The 20,251-nt window shown below is 70.1% G+C and carries 19 protein-coding genes; 10 read left to right on the plus strand and 9 right to left on the minus strand.

Translation table 11 applies throughout. The features are described 5' to 3' along the window. The first annotated feature begins 83 nt into the window (after positions 1 to 83). From ACODT0_RS14385 to ACODT0_RS14395, 3 genes are all read left to right on the plus strand, one after another. Positions 84 to 791 (plus strand): arylmalonate decarboxylase, encoded by a 708-nt coding sequence (locus ACODT0_RS14385; RefSeq protein WP_261215694.1) that lies wholly within the window; start codon positions 84 to 86, stop codon positions 789 to 791. 131 nt (positions 792 to 922) lie between these two features. Continuing rightward, positions 923 to 1,102: a DUF3606 domain-containing protein gene (locus ACODT0_RS14390; RefSeq protein WP_203204764.1), complete on the plus strand. Its 180-nt coding sequence runs from the start codon at positions 923 to 925 to the stop codon at positions 1,100 to 1,102. Positions 1,103 to 1,289: 187 nt separating this feature from the next. Next, a complete protein-coding gene (locus ACODT0_RS14395; RefSeq protein WP_057592922.1) occupies positions 1,290 to 1,967 on the plus strand; it encodes a hypothetical protein in 678 nt (225 codons plus the stop codon). Here the strand turns inward: ACODT0_RS14395 and ACODT0_RS14400 are convergent. After that, positions 1,913 to 3,217, minus strand: coding sequence for a DNA topoisomerase IB (locus ACODT0_RS14400; protein ID WP_489041556.1), 1,305 nt, complete (start codon positions 3,215 to 3,217; stop codon positions 1,913 to 1,915). The genes ACODT0_RS14395 and ACODT0_RS14400 overlap by 55 nt on opposite strands. Before the next feature lie 134 nt (positions 3,218 to 3,351). Here ACODT0_RS14400 and ACODT0_RS14405 point away from each other — a divergent pair, with 134 nt between their 5' ends. Then, positions 3,352 to 4,404, plus strand: a complete 1,053-nt coding sequence (locus ACODT0_RS14405) for a purine-nucleoside phosphorylase (RefSeq protein ID WP_489041557.1) — start codon at positions 3,352 to 3,354, stop codon at positions 4,402 to 4,404. Between the two features lie 227 nt (positions 4,405 to 4,631). On the opposite strand, the gene ACODT0_RS14410 is transcribed toward ACODT0_RS14405, so the two are convergent. Together ACODT0_RS14410 and ACODT0_RS14415 are read right to left on the minus strand one after the other, a co-directional pair. Then, positions 4,632 to 5,318: a TIGR02117 family protein gene (locus ACODT0_RS14410; protein ID WP_489041558.1), complete on the minus strand. Its 687-nt coding sequence runs from the start codon at positions 5,316 to 5,318 to the stop codon at positions 4,632 to 4,634. A 4-nt stretch (positions 5,319 to 5,322) separates the two neighbouring features. Further along, on the minus strand, positions 5,323 to 6,513 hold the full coding sequence (locus ACODT0_RS14415) for a Y-family DNA polymerase (RefSeq protein WP_057592928.1): 1,191 nt from the start codon (positions 6,511 to 6,513) through the stop codon (positions 5,323 to 5,325). A 420-nt stretch (positions 6,514 to 6,933) separates the two neighbouring features. On the opposite strand from ACODT0_RS14415, the gene ACODT0_RS14420 reads away from it, so the two are divergent. From ACODT0_RS14420 to ACODT0_RS14430, 3 genes are all read left to right on the plus strand, one after another. Continuing rightward, the gene (locus tag ACODT0_RS14420; protein WP_057598104.1) at positions 6,934 to 7,782 is read left to right on the plus strand and encodes an RNase A-like domain-containing protein; all 849 of its coding nucleotides are present in this window, start codon (positions 6,934 to 6,936) and stop codon (positions 7,780 to 7,782) included. A 26-nt stretch (positions 7,783 to 7,808) separates the two neighbouring features. After that, positions 7,809 to 8,087: a contact-dependent growth inhibition system immunity protein gene (locus ACODT0_RS14425; protein WP_057595297.1), complete on the plus strand. Its 279-nt coding sequence runs from the start codon at positions 7,809 to 7,811 to the stop codon at positions 8,085 to 8,087. Between the two features lie 69 nt (positions 8,088 to 8,156). Beyond that, complete coding sequence (locus tag ACODT0_RS14430; RefSeq protein WP_489041559.1) at positions 8,157 to 8,717, plus strand: putative glycolipid-binding domain-containing protein; 561 nt, start codon at positions 8,157 to 8,159, stop codon at positions 8,715 to 8,717. A gap of 27 nt (positions 8,718 to 8,744) precedes the next feature. Here ACODT0_RS14430 and ACODT0_RS14435 read toward each other — a convergent pair whose 3' ends face one another. Beyond that, a complete protein-coding gene (locus ACODT0_RS14435; RefSeq protein WP_057595295.1) occupies positions 8,745 to 9,740 on the minus strand; it encodes a Bug family tripartite tricarboxylate transporter substrate binding protein in 996 nt (331 codons plus the stop codon). Then, complete coding sequence (locus tag ACODT0_RS14440; protein ID WP_413762697.1) at positions 9,737 to 10,669, minus strand: LysR substrate-binding domain-containing protein; 933 nt, start codon at positions 10,667 to 10,669, stop codon at positions 9,737 to 9,739. Before ACODT0_RS14440 ends, ACODT0_RS14435 begins: the two co-directional genes overlap by 4 nt. A gap of 149 nt (positions 10,670 to 10,818) precedes the next feature. Here ACODT0_RS14440 and ACODT0_RS14445 point away from each other — a divergent pair, with 149 nt between their 5' ends. The 3 genes from ACODT0_RS14445 to ACODT0_RS14455 are packed head-to-tail and all read left to right on the plus strand — an operon-like array spanning position 10,819 to position 15,949. Continuing rightward, positions 10,819 to 13,533, plus strand: a complete 2,715-nt coding sequence (locus ACODT0_RS14445) for a tannase/feruloyl esterase family alpha/beta hydrolase (protein WP_489041560.1) — start codon at positions 10,819 to 10,821, stop codon at positions 13,531 to 13,533. A gap of 20 nt (positions 13,534 to 13,553) precedes the next feature. Next, positions 13,554 to 14,915, plus strand: a complete 1,362-nt coding sequence (locus ACODT0_RS14450) for an alpha/beta hydrolase family protein (protein WP_489041629.1) — start codon at positions 13,554 to 13,556, stop codon at positions 14,913 to 14,915. Positions 14,916 to 14,956: 41 nt separating this feature from the next. Beyond that, positions 14,957 to 15,949, plus strand: a complete 993-nt coding sequence (locus tag ACODT0_RS14455) for a tripartite tricarboxylate transporter substrate-binding protein (RefSeq protein ID WP_489041561.1) — start codon at positions 14,957 to 14,959, stop codon at positions 15,947 to 15,949. A 198-nt stretch (positions 15,950 to 16,147) separates the two neighbouring features. Here ACODT0_RS14455 and ACODT0_RS14460 read toward each other — a convergent pair whose 3' ends face one another. From ACODT0_RS14460 to ACODT0_RS14475, 4 genes are all read right to left on the minus strand, one after another. Beyond that, positions 16,148 to 16,378 carry a hypothetical protein gene (locus ACODT0_RS14460; RefSeq protein ID WP_489041562.1) on the minus strand — a complete coding sequence of 77 codons (231 nt, stop codon included), beginning with the start codon at positions 16,376 to 16,378 and terminating at the stop codon, positions 16,148 to 16,150. A 62-nt stretch (positions 16,379 to 16,440) separates the two neighbouring features. After that, the gene (locus tag ACODT0_RS14465; protein ID WP_057595288.1) at positions 16,441 to 17,781 is read right to left on the minus strand and encodes an MFS family transporter; all 1,341 of its coding nucleotides are present in this window, start codon (positions 17,779 to 17,781) and stop codon (positions 16,441 to 16,443) included. Between the two features lie 151 nt (positions 17,782 to 17,932). Next, entirely contained in the window at positions 17,933 to 19,090 is a 1,158-nt protein-coding gene (locus ACODT0_RS14470; protein ID WP_057595287.1) for an alpha-hydroxy acid oxidase, read from the minus strand. A gap of 190 nt (positions 19,091 to 19,280) precedes the next feature. Beyond that, positions 19,281 to 20,165: a LysR substrate-binding domain-containing protein gene (locus ACODT0_RS14475; RefSeq protein ID WP_057595286.1), complete on the minus strand. Its 885-nt coding sequence runs from the start codon at positions 20,163 to 20,165 to the stop codon at positions 19,281 to 19,283. Positions 20,166 to 20,251 lie beyond the last annotated feature (86 nt).

Raw genomic sequence — 20,251 nt, forward strand, 5'->3', positions numbered from 1 at the left:
GAAGGGCGGGGGACATTCGCGGAGGGAAGTACCCGATGCCCTGTGCACGCGCCCCAGACCCCAAACTGAATGAAACAGAAGAGATGAACCAACCACACCTGGGCCTCATAGTCCCCCCGAAAGCAGGCCAAGTCCCCATCGACGGCCCGCTTCTCTACGGCACCCGCATTCGCTTCAGCGCACGCGGCCTCGGCCTCGGAGAAATCTCGACGCGCGGCTACACCGAGGTCATCGACTCGGTGATCGGCAAGGCGCTGGAACTCAAGGAGGAGGGCGTCAGCGCCATCTCCCTCATGGGCACCTCGCTGAGCTTCTTCCGCGGCGCCGCCTTCAACCGGCAACTCGAAGTCGAGATGTCGCGCGCCACCGGCCTGCCCTGCACCACCATGAGCAACGCCATCGTCGAGGGACTGCGCAGCCTCGGCGTGAAGCGCGTCGCCGTGGCCACCGCCTACATCGACGAGGTCAACGTGCAGCTGCGGCGCTACCTCGAACAGAGCGATTTCGAAGCGCTGGCCATCGAAGGCCTGTCGATCTCCGATGTGCAAGCGGTCGGCCAGGTCGGCACGCAGGTGCTCGTGGACCTGGGCCGCCGCGTGTTCGAAGCGCGGCCCGGCGCCGACGGCATCCTCATCTCCTGCGGCGGCCTCGTCACGCTCGATGCCGTGCGCGAACTCGAATCGGTGTTGAAGGTGCCCGTGGTCTCGAGCTCGCCCGCGGGCTTTCGCGACCTGGTGCGCAAGGCCGGGCTCGATGCGCGCTCGCCGGGCAACGGCCGCCTGTTCGACTGAGCGAAAAACGCGCGCGTCCCGCCTCGCTTCGGACATGTCCTGCACAGGGACGCGCTGCGGTCTTTCCGTCGCGGTCATCGAACGGACTCAGTCTGCTGTCCATTCCCTGAACCATCCTGGAGGACAGCACCATGGCAGACGACCTGAGCCAACGCGGGCAACCCGACCGCTCGCGCATCAACGTGAACGAGGCGCACGAGATGCGCTACTGGACCCAGACCCTGGGCGTGACCGAGGCGCAGCTGCGCTCGGCCGTCGCGGCCGCCGGCGTCGAGGTCAAGGACGTGCGGACCTACCTCGGCAAGCCCTGATCGCCAGCGAGCGAACCTGCGTAGGCAGGTTCCTACACCCGGGCGGCGAGGCGCGGCCGATACTCTGTCGCTTGCCTCGCACCGGGACATCTCCCTTGAACTTCCCCCTCCTCATCGCCTCCCTCGCCGGCCCGACCTCCGGGCATCGCCATCCACATGCCGCCCCCGCGGCCAGAGCCGCGGCGCGATGAAGACCTCTCCCGGAGCGCGCAGCTGGATCGCCGCCGGCGTGCGCCACGAACTCCTGACCCGCGCCTTGCCCGCGCTGCGCCATGACATGGCGGCGCCGGTGTCGGTGATCCGCATGGCGCTGCTGATGCTCAAGCGCCAGCTCGCCGCCGAGACCATCGATCGCGCCGCCAGCGAAGAACGCATGGGCCTGGTCGACGGCCAGGTGTCCGAACTGGTCGAAGGCATCCGCTCGCTGCGCGACTGGGAGCTGGCCACCACCGACGACGGCATCACGCGCGCCGCGCTCGTGGCGCGCTGCGTCGCGCTGATGCGCGCGGCCTTCGACCTGCATGGCGTGTCGCTCGATGTGGACGATGCGCTCGCCGCCGGCGAGGACGACAAGCGCTGGCCCGCGGCGGCCGCGCTGCGCTACCTGTTCCTCGGCGCGCTCGGCTACCTGCACGACGGCGCGCCCGAAGCCGGCGCGATCCGGATCGAGGCGGACGGCGCCGAAGGCCTGCGCTTCGCGGCACTGCCGCGCGAGGCCAGCGCCGTCAATCCGGTGCTCGATGCGCACCGCGCGCCGCGCGCGCTGGCCATCGACGCGGTCGCGCTGCAGAGCCTGGCCGAGGACCTCGGCTACCGCATCGCGCTCGAGCGCGACAGCGTGCGCTTCTCGCTCGGCGCGGGCTGAACACGCGGCCGCGCTGGCGCGGCCTTGCGCACCGCCAGCGGCGCGTGCTTCGATGTTCCCGGGGATGTCGCCGGGCCCGATGCGGGCTTCGCGCTCTTGCGCTGCCGCGTCGCGGCCTGGAGCTCGCGCCGGTGTGCCTGCAGGAAGGCCAGCAGCCGCCGCTCCGCCGCATGCAGCCCGCGCGAGGGCCGCGCGCTGCGGCGTCCCGCGATGCGCTCGAGCAGGGCCGAGGCGGCATCGGCCTCGGTGCTCGCGAGCGCGCTGCCCAGCGACAGCACCGCGGGATGCACATAGGCCTTCTTGCAGACCGCGGGCGTGTTGCCGAGCTGCCGCGCCACGGTCGCGAGGATGTCCTTCGCGGTGTAGCGGCTGCCGTCCGAGGCGACCCGGCCCGGCTCGCAGGCCAGCCGCGTCAGTTCGAGCGCCTGCACCGTGCCGTGCCAGGTGCGGAAGTCCTTCGCGGTGAAGCGCTCGCCGCCCAGGCCCTTCTGGCCCTCGACCGCCTCGCCGAGGTAGTCGTTGACGTCGGTCGACGAGACGCTGTGCGGCTCGCCGTCCTCGCCCACGTACTGGAACAGCGCCTGCCCCGGCAGTTGCTGGCAGCCGCGCACGATCTTCGCCACGCGCGGGTCCTCGAGCGTGGCCTCGTGCATCACGCCGCTCTTGCCGCGAAAGCGCAGCCGCAGCGCCGCGCCCTTCACCGCCGCATGCCGGTTGCGCAGCGTCGTGAGGCCGTAGGAACCGTTGCTGCTCGCGTACTCCTCGTTGCCCACGCGCATCAGCGTGGTGTCGAGCAGCCGCACCAGCGCGGCCAGCACCTGCGCCCGGGCCGGCGCGCCCGTGCCCTTGCCGGCTTGCAGGTCGCGTTGCACCCGCGCGCGGATGCGCGGCAGCGCGCGCGCGAAGGCCTCGAGCCGGTCGAACTTGGTCTCGTCCTGCAGCGCGCGCCAGTCGGCGTGGTAGCGGTACTGCTTGCGGCCGCGCGCATCGAGGCCGGTGGCCTGCAGGTGGCCGTTGGGCAACGGGCAGATCCACACCTCGTCGTAGGCCGGCGGTATCGCCAGCATGCGGATGCGCGAGAGCTCGTCCGCGTCGCGCACCCACTGGCCGCGCGCGTCGCGGTAGCGAAACTTCGTGCCGTGCCGCAGGCGCCGGATGCCCGGCATGTCGGGGTTCACGTAGACCAGCCCGTTCGCGATCGGCGTGGGCTTGGACGGAGGCCGTCTCGCGGAGGATGCAGTGTCCGGCATGGTGGTTGCGTGGTGTAGACAGGCCTGTTGTGCCAGCGCCGACAATGCGCGGCTGTAGGACGCCGCGAGCGCCGCCGGTGCGATGGCCGCGCTAGCGTGTCCTGCCCTCATCCTCGAATCCACGGAGTCCACCCATGCCGTCTTCCCCCTCCCTGCGCTTCGCCCGCCTTGCTGCACTCGCCGCCGCCGCGCTGCTGGCCGGTGCCGCCAGTGCCGCCACCATGCCGCCCGCGCCCGGCGCCGAGGCCCGCGCCGAACTGCCCGTGAAGGTGAAGGTGTTCGTCGCCGCCATGTTCGAGATCGGCCAGAACACGGGCGACCGCGCGGGCGAATTCCAGCACTGGTACGAGCGCTACTGGAAGGGCGCGAAGCCGATGGCCGTGCCCGGCGCGCTGCAGCCCGTCTACTGCAATGCCCACGGCGTCTGCGGCGCGGTGCTCGGCATGGGCAAGGTCAATTCCTCGGCCTCGATGCAGGGGATCCTCTTGAACCCGCAGTTCGATTTCTCGCAGGCCTACTACGTGATCTCGGGCGTGGCCGGCACGCCGCCCTCGCGCGGCACCATCGGCGAGGTCAGCTGGGCCACCTGGCTGGTCGACTACGACCTCGGCCACCGCTGGGCGCCCGAGGAGAACAAGCCCGGCGAGCCCACCTTCATGCCGCGCAAGGGCTACGAGTCGTACCGCCGCTTCAAGCTCAACCCCGACCTCGTCGGCTGGGCCATGAAGCTCACGGCCGACACGCCGCTCAAGGATTCCGAATCGGCGCGCAGCTACCGGCTGCGCTATCCCGATGCCGCGGCGCGCCGCGCGCCCTTCGTCGGCACCGGCACCCACATGACGGGCGACACCTTCTTCCACGGCCCCGGCATGTCGAACCAGGCGCAGTACATCGCGAAGCTCTACGGTGCCGACGACTACGTGATCACCGAGATGGAAGCCGCCGCGATCACGCTCGTGATCCAGCGCACACACGGCACCGACCGCGTGATGAGCCTGCGCGGCGCGGTCAACTTCGACCAGGGCAATCCCAACGAGACCACCTTGCAGCATCTCGACCCCGCGCCCGGCGAAACGGCCGGCGGCTTCGCCGAGACGGTGGAGAACGTCGCGCTGGTGGGCACGCGCATGGTCGACCACATCGTGGCGAACTGGGGTGCGTGGGCGAGCGGCGTGCCCAGGCCCTGAAGTCGGGAGCGGACTTCCGGACGCGGAGGACGCGAAGGTTCCGCGAAGAGCGCGAAAGAACAGCCTTTGAAAGTGGGCCCTGCGTCTGCGGGCGGTGCACCCCTTGCCGGATGCCCCGATCGGTCGCAACCGCCGAACGGCAGCGGCTCACCTTCCTTTGTCTTCCTTTCGCGCTCTTCGCGAAACCTTCGCGTCCTCTGCGTCCGGCTGCCCGCATTTCCAGCCGCTCAAGGCACCCGCTGCAGATGCCACGTCACCGTGAAGTCGAACGGCGTCCAGCGGCTGACCGTCACGCCCGCGCGGCGCAGGCCGCGGCCGGTCCAGGTGTTGCAGGTCTCGAACAGGTGATAGGCGCCGTTGGCCTCGTAGAAGGCATCCTGCGCGTTGTAGTGCGCGCCCGCGATGGCCGTCGCCTGGCCCGCGGGCAGGGTGCTGCGCACATGCTCGATCAGGCGCAGGTACTGCGGCATCGACAGCGGCAGCCGGAACGCGTCGGGCCCGAACTGGTCGCGCCGCAGATAGCTCACGTGCAGCAGCGCGCGGTTGCGGCCCGACAGCGCGCCCAGCGCGCGCGAGACCGTGAGGTCGGCCCAGGTCGGCGTGTGCAGGTAGAACTCGCGGTCGCCCCAGCCCAGCGCCACGTACTCGGCACCGGGCGGCACGGCCGGGAAGTCCGCGAGCGGGAACAGCTTCTGCCAATCGATCAGCGCCGAGCGCACCGGGAACACGTAGTCGGTGTGCACGCCGTTGCTCAGCACCCAGGCCTCGACGTAGGGCGTGGCCGGCGCGGCGGTCTTCGCATGGCTGGGCCAGAACACCAGCGCGAAGGCCGTTCCCACGTAGAGCGCGATCAGCACCACGAGGCCGAGCAGCAGCAGCGAGAAGCGGCGCAGCCAGCGTGCGATGAAGGCCATGGCGTCAGAACAGCGAGGCGGTGGCCGACTCGGGCGCGGCGGCCGAACGCTGCGCGCCGCCCGCCGGTGCCAGCGCCTCGGGGCTGCCCGCGCGCGCCAGCGCGCCCACGCGCACGCCGAGCAGGCGCAGCGGGCGTTCGAGCGGCACGCGTTTCAGGCACAGGCCGCCGGTGCGGCGGATGGTCTTCGCGTCGTCGGTGAAACGGTCGATGGTCTGGTCGCGCGTGGCGATCCTGAAATCGTCGTAGCGCAGCTTGATGCCGATGGTCTTGCCCACGTAGCCCTTGCGCCGCAGGTCCTCGGCGACCTTCTCGCACAGCCGCGTGAAGATCTCGCCGAGTTCCGCGCGGTCGCGCACCGCGTGCAGGTCGCGCTCGAAGGTGGTCTCGCGGCTCATCGAGACCGGCTCGCTCTCGGTCACCACCGGGCGATCGTCGCGGCCCCACGCCACCTCATGCATCCAGGCGCCGGTGGACTTGCCGAAGTGGTCGATCAGCCAGCCGCGCTCGCAGGCCGCGAGCTGGCCGATGGTCTCGATGCCCAGGCGCTTGAGCTTCTCGTCGGCCTTGGGGCCGATGCCGTTGACCTTGCGGCAGGGCAGCGGCCAGATGCGCGTCTCGATGTCGTCCTGGTAGACCACCGAGATCCCGTTGGGCTTGTTGAATTCGCTCGCCATCTTGGCGATCAGCTTGTTGGGCGCCACGCCGATCGAACAGGTCAGGCCGGTGGCCTGGAAGATCGATTTCTGGATCAGCCGCGCCAGCGTGCGCCCGCCCTCGCGCTGGCCGCCGGGCACCTCGGTGAAGTCGATGTAGACCTCGTCCACGCCGCGGTCCTCCATCAGCGGCGCGATGTCGGTGATGATCGACTTGAAGCCGCGCGAGTACTTGCGGATCTCCTCGAAGTCCACCGGCAGCAGGATCGCCTGCGGGCACAGCTTGGCGGCCTTCATGAGCCCCATGGCCGAACCCACGCCGAACTGCCGCGCCGGATAGGTGGCGGTGGTGATCACGCCGCGGCCCACGTAGTCCTTGAGCCGCGCGAAGGCATCGACAGGGATGTCGGCCAGCGTGCCGCCGGGCGGCAGGTGGCGGATCGCTTCGTCGACGCTGCGCCGGCCGCCGCCGATCACCACCGGCAGGCCTTTGAGCTGCGGATAGCGCAGCAGCTCGACCGACGCATAGAAGGCGTCCATGTCGAGGTGGGCGATGCGGCGGATCGGGGGCGTGGCGGCGGGCTTGGAACTCACGGTAACGATTGTCTCGCGCTGCGCCGATGTTCGCCCGGGCCGTGCAAGAATGCATCGGAATTTCAATCCCCCGCGAGGACCAAGAACGTGTTCATGATCTTTTCATGGTGCCCGTTGCCCCGCAAAGCTGGCAGGTGCAAGGCGCAAAGCGCAGCCGGGCTGGTGGCCCGGCGAGCATTTGCAACGCCGCAGATGCCAGCTTTGCGGGGCAACCCGAAGGGCAAGGCAGCAAAGCGCCGCACTCGTCGTTGCGCACCTTGTCCAGGCATCAGCCTGGACTGCGGCGCGCGCCTAGATTGCGACGCTTTGCTGCCTTGCGGGCACCATGAAAAGATCATGAACACGTTCTAGGGAAAGGAATGCGCCATGGGTGACGACGAGGAAGGCGGCCTCTCGGTCGCGCTGACGCCGGTGCAGATGGCGGCGGTGCTCGGTGGCGAGGACGTGCCCGAGTCGGCGAGCCTCAGCAACCGGCTCTGGGGCACCGCGGCGCTGGTCGGCGGCGTGCTCGAGCTGGTCGGCGCGGGCGTGCTGTGCGTCGCGCCCGAGCCCACGATGGCGAGCAAGGTCGGCTGCGTGGTGCTCGGCGCCCACGGCAGCGACGTCACCGCCACCGCCGCGCGCCAGGTCTGGACCGGCCGCTCGCAGCGCACCGCCACCTCCATGACGGCCGATGCCGCCGCGCAGGCCATGGGCGCCTCGCCCGAGACCGGCGCGCAGGTGGGGCTCGCGGTCGACGTCGCGGTGCCGCTGTTCGTGGCCGGCGGCCTGGCCGCGTCGCGCGTCATCGCGGTGCGCGCGAGCCGCTTCAAGCTCGAGCCGGTGCGCCTCATCGAGCACGAGGGCGTGGCCGGTTCCAAGGCCGGCGGCCACACCATCCGCGAGCACGTCGGCAAGTCGGCGCAGGACCTGTTCGACCGCTTTGCGAAGAAGCCCAGCCTGCAGAAGTCCTCGTCCTTCTTCGATCTCGCCACCGCCGAGTCGGCCATCAGCCAGACCGTGCGCGTCAATGCGCGCGCGATCCGCGCCTGGTCGCGCTCGGCGCAGGTGGGCTCCAAGCCGGTGGCCTTCGAGCACGACATCGGCACCGTGGTCGGCATCGGCGTGCAGCGCGGCAGCACGGCCGTGAGCCAGCTCACCAAGGTGCGCGTGACCCTCAACATGAAGGCCTACAACGGCAAGCCCTTCTACATCCTCACCGCCCATCCGTTCTGACAGCCAGCACAACAATAGATCCCACGATGCGATTCGAACTGATCGACCACTTGACCAAGGTCTATTTCGGCCAGGACGCCGACATCCTCTTCGGCGAGACCGGCGCCGAGATCATGGCCTCGTACCGCGAATCGAGCACCCCGGCCGAATTGGCCGCGCTGCGTGCCGAGATCGCCGACTACCGGGGCTCGCACGACGACATCGAGGCCGCGTTCGCGCGCGACTTCGAGCGCGACTACCTGCCCGAGGATTTCGGCCGTACGGCGGCGGAGTTCTTCGACAAGGTGCTGGCGGCGGTGCAGTAGGCACGGCCTCCCATCGCGGCATAAGGCCAAGGCTTGCGCGGGCCCACGGCCGGAGCCATCATCCGCCCCATGCAAACCGTCGCTTCCATTCTCTGGCGCAGGCTCGACGTTCCGGGCCACGATGCCTGCCGTCTCGAACGCAACGCCAGCGCCTGGCAGCTCGACGGCGCCTCGGCCTTCCGCGCCGAGGACGGCCGCGTGGCGCAGCTGCACTACCGCGTGCGCTGCGACCTGCATTGGCATGCGCAATGGGGCACGGTGCGCGGCTGGCTCGGCGACAGCACGGTCGACCTCTCGATCACGCGCGACGCGCAGGGCCGCTGGAAGCTCAACGACGAGCCGGTGCCCGATCTCTCGCACTGCGTCGACCTCGACCTGGGCTTCACGCCCGCGACCAACCTGCTGCAGCTGCGCCGCCTCAGCCTGTCGAACGGCGAAGGCGCGGACGCGCCCGCGGCCTGGATCGACCTCGATGGCGGCGGGCTGGGCGAGCTGATGCAGCGCTACGAGCGCCGCGGCGACAACGCCTACCGCTACGTGGCGAAGCGCTTCGACTACGAGGCGGTGCTGGGCGTCACGGCCGATGGCTTCGTGCACGACTATCCGGGGCTCTGGGTCGCCGAAGCCTGAGCAGCGCCCCGGCCGCGCGATGCGGCCTCAATCGAACTGCGAGCGATCCCCCGCCACCAGCGCCCGGTTGCGCCGCCGGTCCTGCGCGATCTCGCGCGCGAAGTCCTCGCTGCTGCCGCCGGCCGGCAGGTTGTAGGCCTCGCGCAGCCGAAGCCGCAGCGTCTCGCCGCGCAGCAGGCGCTGGATCTCGGCATTGAGCCGCTGCACCACGGGCTGCGGCGTGTGCGCCGGCGCGAACAGGCCGAACAGCGAATCGCGGTTGGCGCGTTCGTAGCCGAGCTCGGCGAGCGTCGGCACATCGGGCAGGGCCTCGATGCGGCGCGGCGCGCCGACCGCGAGCGCCTGGAAGCGGCCGTTCTCGATGTACTGCAGCTGCTGCGCCGCGACGTTGGTCGACAGCACCTCGAACTGGCCGCTCAGCGCGTCGTTGAGCTGCGGCCCGCCGCCCTGGTAGGGGATGTGGGTGATGTCGGTGCGGCTCTGCACCCGCACCTGCGCGAGCACCAGGTGGCCGATGGTGGCCACGCCCGAGCTGGCCCAGCGCACCGCGCCCGGATGGGCGCGCGCCTGCGCGATCAGGTCGCCGAAGCCGCGGCCGGTGAAGGCCTGGGTGCCGACCACCAGCACGGGCGTGCGCATCAGGCTGGCCACCGGCACGAAGGCGCGCAGCGGGTCGTAGGCCACGCGCGCGAGCAGCGGATGCAGGGTGAGCGGGCTGATGGCCGAGAAGGCCAGTGTGTGGCCGTCGGGCACGGCGCGCGCGAGCGCGTCCATGCCCACGCTGCCGCCGGCGCCGGGCCGGTTCTCGATCAGCACCGGCACGCCGAGCGACTGCGCCAGCGGCTCGGCCAGCACGCGCGCCATGCCGTCGCTGACGCCGCCCGGCGGGTAGACCACGATCAGCCGCACCGGCCTGCTGGGCCAGGCCGATGCCGCGCCGGCGCGCGACAGGCCCAGCGCGGCGAGGCCGACGAAGGACGCGCCCGCGCCCAGCAGCAGACGGCGATGCAGCGCCCGCGTCATGGCCGGCCCTTCGCGTCGCCGGCCGCGAGGCCGCGCAGCAGCGCGGCGAAGCGGCGCGCGGGCAGGTTGTCCTCGTCGGCGCGCGACACCAGCGTGAGCGGCGCGTCGAGCGCGCCGCCATCGGCCAGCGGCGCATAGGCGATCGCGTGCGCGTGCACGCCGGTCATCGAGGCCGGCACCACCGACAGCCCGACGCCCGCGGCCACGAGGTTGAGGTTGGTCATCATGCGTTCGACCTCGGCCACCACGCGCGGGCGCAGGCCCTTGGCATGGCACAGCGCGAGCAGCTCGGCATAGAGGCCGGGCGCGCCGGGGCGGCGCACCAGGATCAGGTCTTCCTCGCAGAGCTTCGCCAGCGGCAGCGGGCGGGACGCCGCACGCTGGCTGCGCGCGGTGGCGAAACGGTGGTCGCTGGGCATCGCCACCAGCACCGGCTCGCGCAGCAGGGTCTCGAACGCCAGGCCGGCGGGCCGGTCGACCGGCACGCGCAGCAGGCCGCAGTGCACGCGGCCCGCGGCCAGCGCCTCGGTGATCTCGGCGGCGTTGTTCTCGCTGAGCTGCAGCTCGACGTCGGGGTACTCGCGGCGGAACGCGCGCAAGGCTTCGGGCACGAAGCGGTGCGCCGCGGCCGAACTGGTGAAGCCCACGGCCAGGCTGCCGGCCTGGCCGCTGGCCACGCGCGCCATGCGCTGCCGCATCGCGTCCATGTCCTGCAGCATGCGCAGCGCCTCGGCCTGGAACTGGCGGCCGGCGTCGGTCAGCGCCACGCCGCGCGGATGGCGCTTGAACAGCAGCACGCCGAGTTCGCGTTCCAGCGCCTTGATGGCTTGGCTCAGCGGCGGCTGCTGGATGCCCAGGCGCTCGGCGGCGCGCGTCATGTGGCCGGTCTCGGCGACGGCCACGAAGTAGCGCAGCGGTCTTATCTCCATATTTTTTTCATATCGAAAGTGCTGCTTTATTTTATTTGACCCTAGGTCAGGCTGCTTCTATCGTCCGGCCGCCTGTTCAATGAGCGGCCCCACGAGGCCGCGTTCCGGAGACAAAGACCATGCGCCCAACGCGCCCCCTGCCGACATCCGTGCCGACCCGACTCGGCCTTCCTTCCATCCTGCGCGCCGGTGCCACCGCGCTGGGCCTGTCGCTGATCCTGGCCGCCTGCGGCGGTGGCGGAGGAGGGGGCGGCGGCCTGCCGTTCCTGCCCATCGTGCCACCGGGCAACGGTGGCGACACGCCCACCAACCCGCCGCCAGCCCAGACCGCAAAGGCCTGCGCCGAGCTCGCCGGCATGACCCTGGCCGCCGCGCAGATCAGCCTGCCCACGCAGGGCGCCACCGTGACCAGCGCCACCGCGGTGGCCGCGGGCGATGCCGGCAACAACTACGGCGACTACTGCCGCGTGCGCGGCACCATCCAGCCGGTGGACCCGAATTCGCAGCTGATCAACTTCGCGCTGAACCTGCCCGAGCAGTGGAACCAGAAGACCATCCATTTCGGCGGCGGCGGCTTCGACGGTGTGCTGATCGACGGCACCGAGCAGATCCGCTTCGGCCCGAAGGACAAGCCCGCGCCGCTCGCGCTCGGCTACGCCACTTACGGCGACGACTCGGGTCACCAGTCGAGCAGCATCACCGACGGGAAGTTCGCGGCCAACGACGAGCAGCTCGCCAACTACGGCGGCCTCTCGCTCAAGAAGACACGCGACGTGGCGCAGGCATTGGTGCTCGCGCGCTACGGCGTCAAGCCGAAGAAGGCCTACTTCCTCGGCACCTCGACCGGCGGGCGCGACGCGCTGAGCTACATCCAGCGCTGGCCGCTCGACTACGACGGCGTGATCGCCAACGAGCCCGCGCTCAACTACACGGGGACGCGGCTGTCGAACGTGGCCGTCGGTCGGGCGCTCTACAACAACGGCGGCGCGGGCTGGCTGAACAAGAAGAAGACGCTGCTGGTGCAGGACATGGTTAAGCAGCGCTGCGACAAGCTCGACGGCGCCGTCGACAACATCGTGAGCAATGTCGAGAGTTGCCGCCAGCTCAACGCGCAGATCCTCTCGGACCTGCTCTGCCCCGGTGGCACCGATACCGGCGACACCTGCCTGTCGAAGGCACAGATCGACACGGTGAAGGCCATCGAATCGCCGCTCGAGTTCAGCAGCTACGCCCTGGCCAACGGCGTCAAGCGCGCGGGTGGCTACAACCTGCTGGAAGGCACGCTGGTCGCGGGCCCCTACACCACGCGCGACCTGGGGACGGACAACCAGCCCGACAACCCTGCCGGCACCAACGATGCCAACATGTACGTGACGGGTGACCAGTGGGTCAAGTTCTTCGTCACGCGCATCACCAACTTCGATACCCTGACCTTCGATCCGCTCAACCCCGGTGCATACACGGCGCGCGTGACCGAAGTCTCGAACCTCACCGACGCCACCAACCCCGACCTGTCGCCGTTCTTCGCGCATGGCGGCAAGCTGATCATGCTGCACGGCCTGGCCGACGAGGTGATCAGCAACAACTCGACCATCGACTACTACAAGCAGATGATCGCCACCATGGGCCAGACCATGGTCGACCAGAACGTCCGCTTCTACACCGTGCCCGGCATGGGCCATGGCACCGGCGTGTTCATCCCCAACTGGGATTCGCTCGCGGCGCTCGAAGGCTGGGTCGAAGGCGGTCTGGCCCCGGCCACCGCCGTGGCGGTCGATGCGGTGCCCGCCACCTACGGCCGGACGCGTCCTCTGTGCCAGTACCCGAGCTGGCCCAAGTACGGCGGCAGCGGCAGCCTCGATGCGGCGATCAACTACAGCTGCGTGACGGAAGCCGGCAATCCGCTGGCCTGTCAGAACCTGCCGGCAGCCGTCACCACCTACAAGGGCGGCAACAGCTTCGGCGAGGAACTCAGCGTGCGGATCGATCCGGCCACGATGGACTACACCGTGACCATCGATGCCAGCCTGCAGCGCAATGGGGCTCTCCCCCGCAGCGGCAAGCTGGTGTCGCAGGGACTGTGCAGCTACACCAGCGACGAGGCGGGTGCCGTGTTCACGTTCGCGCCGGGCGGTGTGCTGCAGGGAGGCGTGAAGGCTCCGGTCGGCACCAGCTTCGCGCCGCTGCTCGCGTTCCAGAACACCTTCGACAACGTGCTCGATCCCACGGAATTCAAGCCGGTGTCGGACATCTTCAACACGGTGGGCGTGCAGCAGGGCGCGAGCGGTGCGAAGGTCTATGCAGGGGCCGTGCGTCTGCGCGATGCGGGTACCTTCCAGTACTGCCGCAGCGTGGCGGGTGACGCCGGCAGTTTCATGATCTACAACGCCTCCTGCACGAACACCGAGAAGGGCTACATCACCTACGACGCCACGCACAAGGCATTCAACGTGTTTACCACCGCCAGCACCGCCACCAGCGGAGGCGATCGCACCGGCTCGATGGTGATCGGCCTGGTGAATGGCGCGGCGGTGCCGCTGCACCTGGTGCGCGCATCGACCGAAAATTTCGGCATGCGCTTCTACGCGCTGCAACCGAATGACGGCGAGGAACTGCCTCTTGGCACGGCGGACGGCAGCTACGCCATGTCGAGCGTGTCGGGCCTGAACAGTGCGGCCACGGCGACCGGCACGGACTTTAATCTGGCGGGCTCGGCGGCGACACTGGCCTACAACAAGCCAGTGCGCGGCGTGGTCGAGTCCAGTGCCGGCGCACCGGACCACTTCATCTTCAACAGCGGCGTCATCGGCTACGTGTCCGGCGCGGGCACGAGCGCGGGGCTGCAATTCGGAGTTCGCAATTGACGAAGAAGTCCTCTCGCACGTTGGCCTGGAAGGCACGCCTCGTGTCGACGGCGCTCGCGACCCTCGCTGCGTCGAGCGTTCTCGCACCCACGGCCCTCGCAGCGCCTGCCGGGCCCAGGGCGACCGCGTGTCCGGCATCGGTGCCGCAGGACGCCCGCTGCTACACCGGTGCCGACGGCACGGGCGCGCTCTACTGGATCGCGATCCCCAGGGACTGGAACCGCGGCGTGCTCGTGATGCACGCGCACGGCGGCCCTGAAACCGGGCCCCCCAAGCTCGAGCGCAGCGAGGAGGACCTCAAGCGCTGGGCCGTCACCGTGAAGGCCGGCTATGCCTGGGCCGGTTCCACCTACCGGCGCGGCGGCTACGGCGTGACCATGGCGGCGGAGGACACCGAGCGCCTGCGCCAGCTCTTCGTGCGCCATTTCGGCGAGCCGCGCCGCACGCTGCTGCACGGCCAGAGCTATGGCGCGGGCGTGGCGGCGAAGGCGGCCGAGCTCTATGCGCCGGCCGGCGGTGCCAAGGGCCCCTATGACGGCCTGCTGCTGACCAGCGGCGTGCTCGGCGGCGGCAACAGCGCCTACGACTTCCGGCTCGACCTGCGCGTGGTCTACCAGTACGTCTGCCGCAACCATCCGAAGCCCGACGAGCCGCAGTACCCGCTGTGGCAGGGCCTGCCGCTCGACGCGAAGCTCACGCGCAAGGAGCTGGCCGAGCGCGTGCGCGAGTGCACCGGCGTGGGCCTGCCCGCGGCGCAGCGCACGCCCGAGCAGGCCGCGCGGCTCAAGACCATCCTCACCGCGGTGAAGATTCCCGAGCGCTCGCTGGTCGGCCACCTGAACTGGGCCACCTGGCTGTTCCAGGACCTGACGCAGCTGCGGCTGCGGGGCCGCAATCCCTTCGGCAATGTCGGCGTGAGCTATGCCGCGGCGCCGGCCGAGGCGGCCGCGCTCAATGCCGGCGTGCCGCGCTACGCGGCCGATCCGCAGGCCCAGGGCGCGCTCGCGGCCGACAGTCAGCCCACGGGCCGCACCGCGCTGCCCACCGTGGGGCTGCATGCCATCCACGACCCGACCGCCTTCGTCGAGCTCGAGAACGCCTACCGCCGCATCCGCGACGCGGCCGGCACCGGCGACCTGCTGGTGCAGAGCTTCAGCGACGAGCGCGAGCACAGCTACCTCAGCGATTCGGAATACCCGGCGCTGTTCGCCGCGCTGCTCGACTGGATCGACAAGGGCGAAAAGCCCACGCCCGCGGGCCTCGCGCAGCGCTGCGCCGCGCTGATGCCGCGCTACGACACCGACGGCAAGAACGGCTGCCACATCCAGCCGGCCTGGCAGCCGCCGCCGCTCGAGAGCCGCGTGCCGGCGCGCGCGCCCTGATCCTCTTTTCGCATTCGACCCTTTCAATACCCGGAGACTCCATGACCCAGCGTTTCGCTTTCGCCTTCGCCCTCGCCACGGTGGCCGCCGCCTGCGCGCTCCCCGCGCAGGCGCAGGACTTCCCGGCGGGCAAGCCCGTCACCATCGTCGTGCCCTTCGCGGCCGGCGGCCCCACCGACCGCGTCGCGCGCGACCTGGCCGAGGCGCTGCGCAAGCCGCTGGGCGGCGCGAGCGTGATCATCGACAACGTGCCCGGCGCCGGCAGCTCGATCGGCGCGGCCAAGGTGGCGCGCGCGGCACCGGACGGCTACACGCTGCTGCTCAACCACATCGCCATGGCCACCGTGCCGACGCTGGTGCGCAACGTGCCGTTCAAGGTCGAGACCGACTTCGAGTACCTGGGCATCGTCAACGACGTGCCGATGACCCTGATCGCCAAGCCCAGCCTGCCGGCCAACAACTACGCCGAGCTGTCCTCGTGGGTGTCGGCCAACAAGGGAAAGATCAACATCGGCAACGCCGGCGTGGGCTCGGCCTCGCACCTGTGCGGCCTGCTCTACCAGAGCGCCACCAAGACCGAGATGACGACCGTGCCCTACAAGGGCACGGCGCCGGCCATCACCGACCTGATCGGCGGCCAGATCGACCTCCTGTGCGACCAGACCACCAACACCTCGCCGCAGATCGAGGCCAAGAAGGTCAAGGCCTATGCCGTGACCTCGCCCAAGCGCCTGACCACGCCGCTGCTCAAGGACCTGCCCACCTTGCAGGAGTCGGGCCTGAAGGACTTCCAGGTCACGATCTGGCACGGCCTCTACGCGCCCAAGGGCACGCCGGCGGCGATCCAGAAGAAGCTCAACGAAGCCCTGAAGGCCGCGTTGAAGGACGCCGACTTCATCAAGCGCGAGGAAGCGCTGGGCGCCGTGGTCGCGACCGACGGGCGCATCGAGCCCGAGGGCCACAAGAAGTTCGTGGCGGCCGAGATCGCGAAGTGGAGCCCGATCATCAAGGCCGCGGGGGTGTACGCGGACTGAGCGCCGCGGGCTGTGGGCGGTGCGTCAGAGGTGCTGGGAGATCAGCACCGCGGCGCCCGCGAGCGAGATGGCGCCGCCGACGAGTTTTCTGAGGTTCCTGATGAGCGTCATGGTGGTTCTCCTGGCTGAGGCTCCATGGTGCCGCGCATTGCCTCGGCGCGGGTTTGGAAATCCTCATGCCGGGGATAGCCGGGACCCTCAGGACCCGCGCCGCAGCCACCGGTAGACGCGGCTGCCGAGCCAGCCGCCCACGACGATCGACACGCACTGCACGCCAAGCGCGACCATGTAGAGCGTGCCCAGGTCGCCGTCATTGCGTGCGTGATGGAGTTCGTACCACTGGCCCACAGGCCCGATGAGCTTGTAGAACAGGAAGCCGACGATGAGCGCGCCGGCCACGATGGCTGCGGGGTGCTTGAGGCGGTTCATGGCACGTACCAGAACCAGATGGCCGAGTCGTGTGCCGCGCGCCGCCGGATCGCGCAAGCAGGTCAATGGTCGTGGTGCAGATAGCTGGCCTGCCTCGGCAGCCGCAGGCTCACGAGGAAGGCGATCACCATCATCGCGCTCACGTACCAGAAGAAGGCCGACTCGTGGCCCAGCGACTTCAGGCCCAGCGCCACGTACTCGGCCGAGCCGCCGAAGATCGCGTTGGCCACCGCGTAGGCCAGGCCCACGCCGAGCGCGCGCACCTCGGGCGGGAACATCTCGGCCTTCACGATGCCGCTGATCGAGGTGTAGAAGCTCACGATGGCCAGTGCCACGATGATCAGCACGAAGGCCAGCAGCGGGCTGGTGGTGTGCTGCAGCGCGGTGAGGATCGGCACGGTGGCGATCGCGCCCAGGCCGCCGAACAGCAGCATGTTGTTGCGCCGGCCGATGCGGTCCGACAGCGCGCCGAACAGCGGCTGCATGCACATGTAGGCGAACAGGGCGCCGGTCATCACGTAGCTCGCGGTCTTGATCGGCAGGTGCACCGTGTTCACCAGGTACTTCTGCATGTAGGTGGTGAAGGTGTAGAAGATCAGCGAGCCGCCGGCCGTGTAGCCCAGCACGGTGAGGAAGGCCGGCGTGTGGTGCCTGAACAGGCCGCCGATGCTGCCGGCCTCCTTGTTCTTCTTCGCTTCGTCGCTCTGCGTCTCGTGCAGCGTGCGGCGCAGCAGCAGCGCGACCACCGCGGCGATGGCGCCGATCACGAACGGGATGCGCCAGCCCCAGGCCTTGAGCTCGGCCTCGCTGAGCAGCTGCTCGAGCACCACGATCACCAGCACCGCGAGCAGCTGGCCGCCGATCAGCGTGACGTACTGGAACGAGGAGAAGAAGCCGCGCTGCCCGCGCAGCGCGACCTCGCTCATGTAGGTGGCGGTGGTGCCGTATTCGCCGCCCACCGACAGGCCCTGGAACAGCCGGCACATCAACAGCAGGAACGGCGCCCAGGCGCCGATGGCCGCGTAGGTCGGCAGGCAGGCGATGACCAGCGAGCCGCCGCACATCATCGTGACCGAGATCAGCATCGAGGTCTTGCGCCCGAGCCGGTCGGCGATGCGGCCGAACAGCCAGCCGCCGATCGGCCGCATCAGGAAGCCGGCCGCGAACACGCCGGCGGTGTTGAGCAGCTGCGCGGTGGGATCGGACTTGGGGAAGAAGGCCGGCGCGAAATACAGCGCCGAGAACGCGTAGACGTAGAAGTCGAACCACTCGACCAGGTTGCCCGAGGAGGCCGCCATGATCGCGAACACGCGGTGGCGCTTCTCTTCCGCGCTGTAGTGGGGTGGGGATGCGGAGGCCGCCGGGCTTGCCGGGCCGGCCTGGAGGGGCGTGGTCGCGCTCATGGTGCCTGTGGGCCACCGAACGGGCCGGCGGCCGTGTTGTTGTTGCCGGACCATTCTGCGCCGCACGACGGCCGGGTCGTGTCAGCGGGTGCCGCATCGGCCTATCGCCGACGTGGCCTTGCGCGCGGCCCGTGCCCCTGGCGCGGACCTGCTAGAACGTGCCCGGCAGCAGGATCCCCGAATCCACCGTGTCGATGCTCGTGTGGCCGCAGAACGCCATGGTCACGTCGAGTTCCTTGTGGATGATCTGCAGCGCGCGCGTCACGCCGGCCTGGCCGTAGGCGCCCAGGCCGTAGAGGAAGCTGCGGCCGATCAGCGTGCCGCGGGCACCGAGGGCGCGTGCCTTGAGCACGTCCTGGCCGCTGCGGATGCCGCCGTCCATCCAGACCTCGATGTCGCGGCCCACGGCATCGACGATGGCCGGCAGCGCGCTGATCGAGGAGGGCGCGCCGTCGAGCTGGCGTCCGCCGTGGTTCGACACGATCAGCGCGTCGGCGCCGCTGTTCGCGGCCAGCCGCGCGTCTTCCGCGTCGAGGATGCCCTTGAGGATCAGCTTGCCGCCCCAGCGCTTCTTGATCCACTCGATGTCGCCCCAGTTCAGCGCCGGGTCGAACTGCTCGGCGGTCCACGAGGACAGCGAGGACAGGTCCTTCACGCCCTTGGCATGGCCCGCGATGTTGCGGAAGGTGCGGCGCTTGGTGCCCAGCATGCCCAGGCACCAGTGCGGCTTGGTCGCGAGGTTCAGCAGGTTCTTGATGGTGGGCTTGGGCGGCGTGGTCAGGCCGTTCTTGATGTCCTTGTGGCGCTGGCCGAGGATCTGCAGGTCGAGCGTGAGCTGCAGCGCCGACACGTTGGCCGCGCGCGCGCGGTCGATCAGGCGCTCGATGAAGTCGCGGTCCTTCATCACGTAGAGCTGGAACCAGAACGGATGGCGGCCAGTGTTCTCGGCGATGTCCTCGAGCGAGCAGATGCTCATGGTCGAGAGCGTGAACGGGATGCCGAAGGCCTTGGCCGCGAGCGCGCCCAGGATCTCGCCGTCGGCGTGCTGCATGCCCGTGAGGCCCGTGGGCGCGATCGCCACCGGCATCGCCACGTCCTGCCCGATCATGGTGGTACGGGTGGAGCGGCCCTCCATGTTGACCGCCACGCGCTGGCGCAGCTTGATCTTCTGGAAGTCGCTCTCGTTGGCGCGGTAGGTGCCCTCGGTCCATGCGCCGGAGTCGGCGTAGTCGTAGAACATCTTCGGCACGCGCCGCTTGGCGACCACCCGCAGGTCTTCGATGCAGGTGATCTTGGAAAGGTCGGGCACGGGGAGTCTCCTGTGGAACGGGTTGTTGTCGTGGGCGGGCCTGGGGGCCGGGCCGCCGCCATTATTGGGCAGCAGCCCCTCCCGCAGCGCAACGCGCGGCGCCGTGAGTGTGGCTTCGGCGGGGCCCGGCCGGGCTGAAAAACGCTGGCCGGCGATCTGAAAAGAATTCAGGCGGCCACTTCACACCTCGTCAGCCTTCGAGCGACTGCCGCGCCCAGGCCACGAACGCGGCGCATTCGGGCCGCTCCAGCGCACCCGGCCGCCAGCACAGGAAGTAGTGGTTGGGCGAGGGCACGCTGACCGGCGACAGCCGCACCAGCCGGCCGCCGTCGATCCAGGCGCGGCCCAGGTGCAGCCGCATCAGCGCCACGCCCAGGCCTTCGGCGGCCGCCTCGAGCAGCAGGCCCAGGTCGGTGAACTGGGCGCCGCTGGCGGGCTCGGGCAGGCCGATGCCGTGGGCCGCGAACCAGATGCGCCAGTTCTCGAGCGGGGTGCGCAGCAGCTGGGCGCGCTCCACCTCGGCCCGGGTGGCGAAGCCCTCGAACGGGCCGTGGCGCTTCAGGTAGGCCGGGCTGCACACGGGCGTGAGCGCATCGGCCGGGAACTGCAGGAACTCGCGCTGGCGGAACGGTCCGGCGCCGAAACGCAACTCGATGTCGGCCTCGTCGAGCGCGTTCTCGCGCATTGGCGCCGTCACCTGCATCACCAGCTCGACCTCGGGATGGGCCTCGCAGAAGCGCGCGAGCTGCGGCATCAGGATCTGGCGCGAGAAGGTGGGCGTGACGGCCACGCGCAGCCGCCGGGTGTTGGGCGCGGCCTCGCGGCCGGGCACCTGCTCGAGCGCGAAGATGGCCTCGCGCACCCGCGCCAGGTAGACGATGCCGTCGGCGCTGAGGCTGAAGTCACTGCCCGCGAAGAAGCGCAGGCCGAGCTGCGACTCGAGCTGGCGGATGCGGTGGCTCACGGCGCTGGGCGTCACGCTGAGCTCCTCGGCCGCCAGGTTCACGCTGCGCAGGCGCGCGACGGCCTCGAAGGCGAGCAGGCCCTGGGTCGAGGGGAGGCGCGTGGAAGCCATGAAGGTGCGAAGGCAGTGCGTAGAAGGAGGTTGTACCCGAGGGGGCGGGCCGGCCCACGGTTGTCCGCAGGTGGTGCGCCGCGGGG

The organism is Variovorax sp. FG153 (assembly GCF_057809595.1).

What these genes read in the sequence shown, in the direction of transcription:
- ACODT0_RS14385 (WP_261215694.1), top strand. Translation starts at nt 84, where the DNA reads ATGAACCAACCACACCTGGGCCTCATAGTCCCCCCGAAAGCAGGCCAA.
- ACODT0_RS14390 (WP_203204764.1), top strand. Translation starts at nt 923, where the DNA reads ATGGCAGACGACCTGAGCCAACGCGGGCAACCCGACCGCTCGCGCATC.
- ACODT0_RS14395 (WP_057592922.1), top strand. Translation starts at nt 1,290, where the DNA reads ATGAAGACCTCTCCCGGAGCGCGCAGCTGGATCGCCGCCGGCGTGCGC.
- ACODT0_RS14400 (WP_489041556.1), bottom strand. Translation starts at nt 3,217, where the DNA reads ATGCCGGACACTGCATCCTCCGCGAGACGGCCTCCGTCCAAGCCCACG.
- ACODT0_RS14405 (WP_489041557.1), top strand. Translation starts at nt 3,352, where the DNA reads ATGCCGTCTTCCCCCTCCCTGCGCTTCGCCCGCCTTGCTGCACTCGCC.
- ACODT0_RS14410 (WP_489041558.1), bottom strand. Translation starts at nt 5,318, where the DNA reads ATGGCCTTCATCGCACGCTGGCTGCGCCGCTTCTCGCTGCTGCTGCTC.
- ACODT0_RS14415 (WP_057592928.1), bottom strand. Translation starts at nt 6,513, where the DNA reads ATGGACGCCTTCTATGCGTCGGTCGAGCTGCTGCGCTATCCGCAGCTC.
- ACODT0_RS14420 (WP_057598104.1), top strand. Translation starts at nt 6,934, where the DNA reads ATGGGTGACGACGAGGAAGGCGGCCTCTCGGTCGCGCTGACGCCGGTG.
- ACODT0_RS14425 (WP_057595297.1), top strand. Translation starts at nt 7,809, where the DNA reads ATGCGATTCGAACTGATCGACCACTTGACCAAGGTCTATTTCGGCCAG.
- ACODT0_RS14430 (WP_489041559.1), top strand. Translation starts at nt 8,157, where the DNA reads ATGCAAACCGTCGCTTCCATTCTCTGGCGCAGGCTCGACGTTCCGGGC.
- ACODT0_RS14435 (WP_057595295.1), bottom strand. Translation starts at nt 9,740, where the DNA reads ATGACGCGGGCGCTGCATCGCCGTCTGCTGCTGGGCGCGGGCGCGTCC.
- ACODT0_RS14440 (WP_413762697.1), bottom strand. Translation starts at nt 10,669, where the DNA reads ATGGAGATAAGACCGCTGCGCTACTTCGTGGCCGTCGCCGAGACCGGC.
- ACODT0_RS14455 (WP_489041561.1), top strand. Translation starts at nt 14,957, where the DNA reads ATGACCCAGCGTTTCGCTTTCGCCTTCGCCCTCGCCACGGTGGCCGCC.
- ACODT0_RS14460 (WP_489041562.1), bottom strand. Translation starts at nt 16,378, where the DNA reads ATGAACCGCCTCAAGCACCCCGCAGCCATCGTGGCCGGCGCGCTCATC.
- ACODT0_RS14465 (WP_057595288.1), bottom strand. Translation starts at nt 17,781, where the DNA reads ATGAGCGCGACCACGCCCCTCCAGGCCGGCCCGGCAAGCCCGGCGGCC.
- ACODT0_RS14475 (WP_057595286.1), bottom strand. Translation starts at nt 20,165, where the DNA reads ATGGCTTCCACGCGCCTCCCCTCGACCCAGGGCCTGCTCGCCTTCGAG.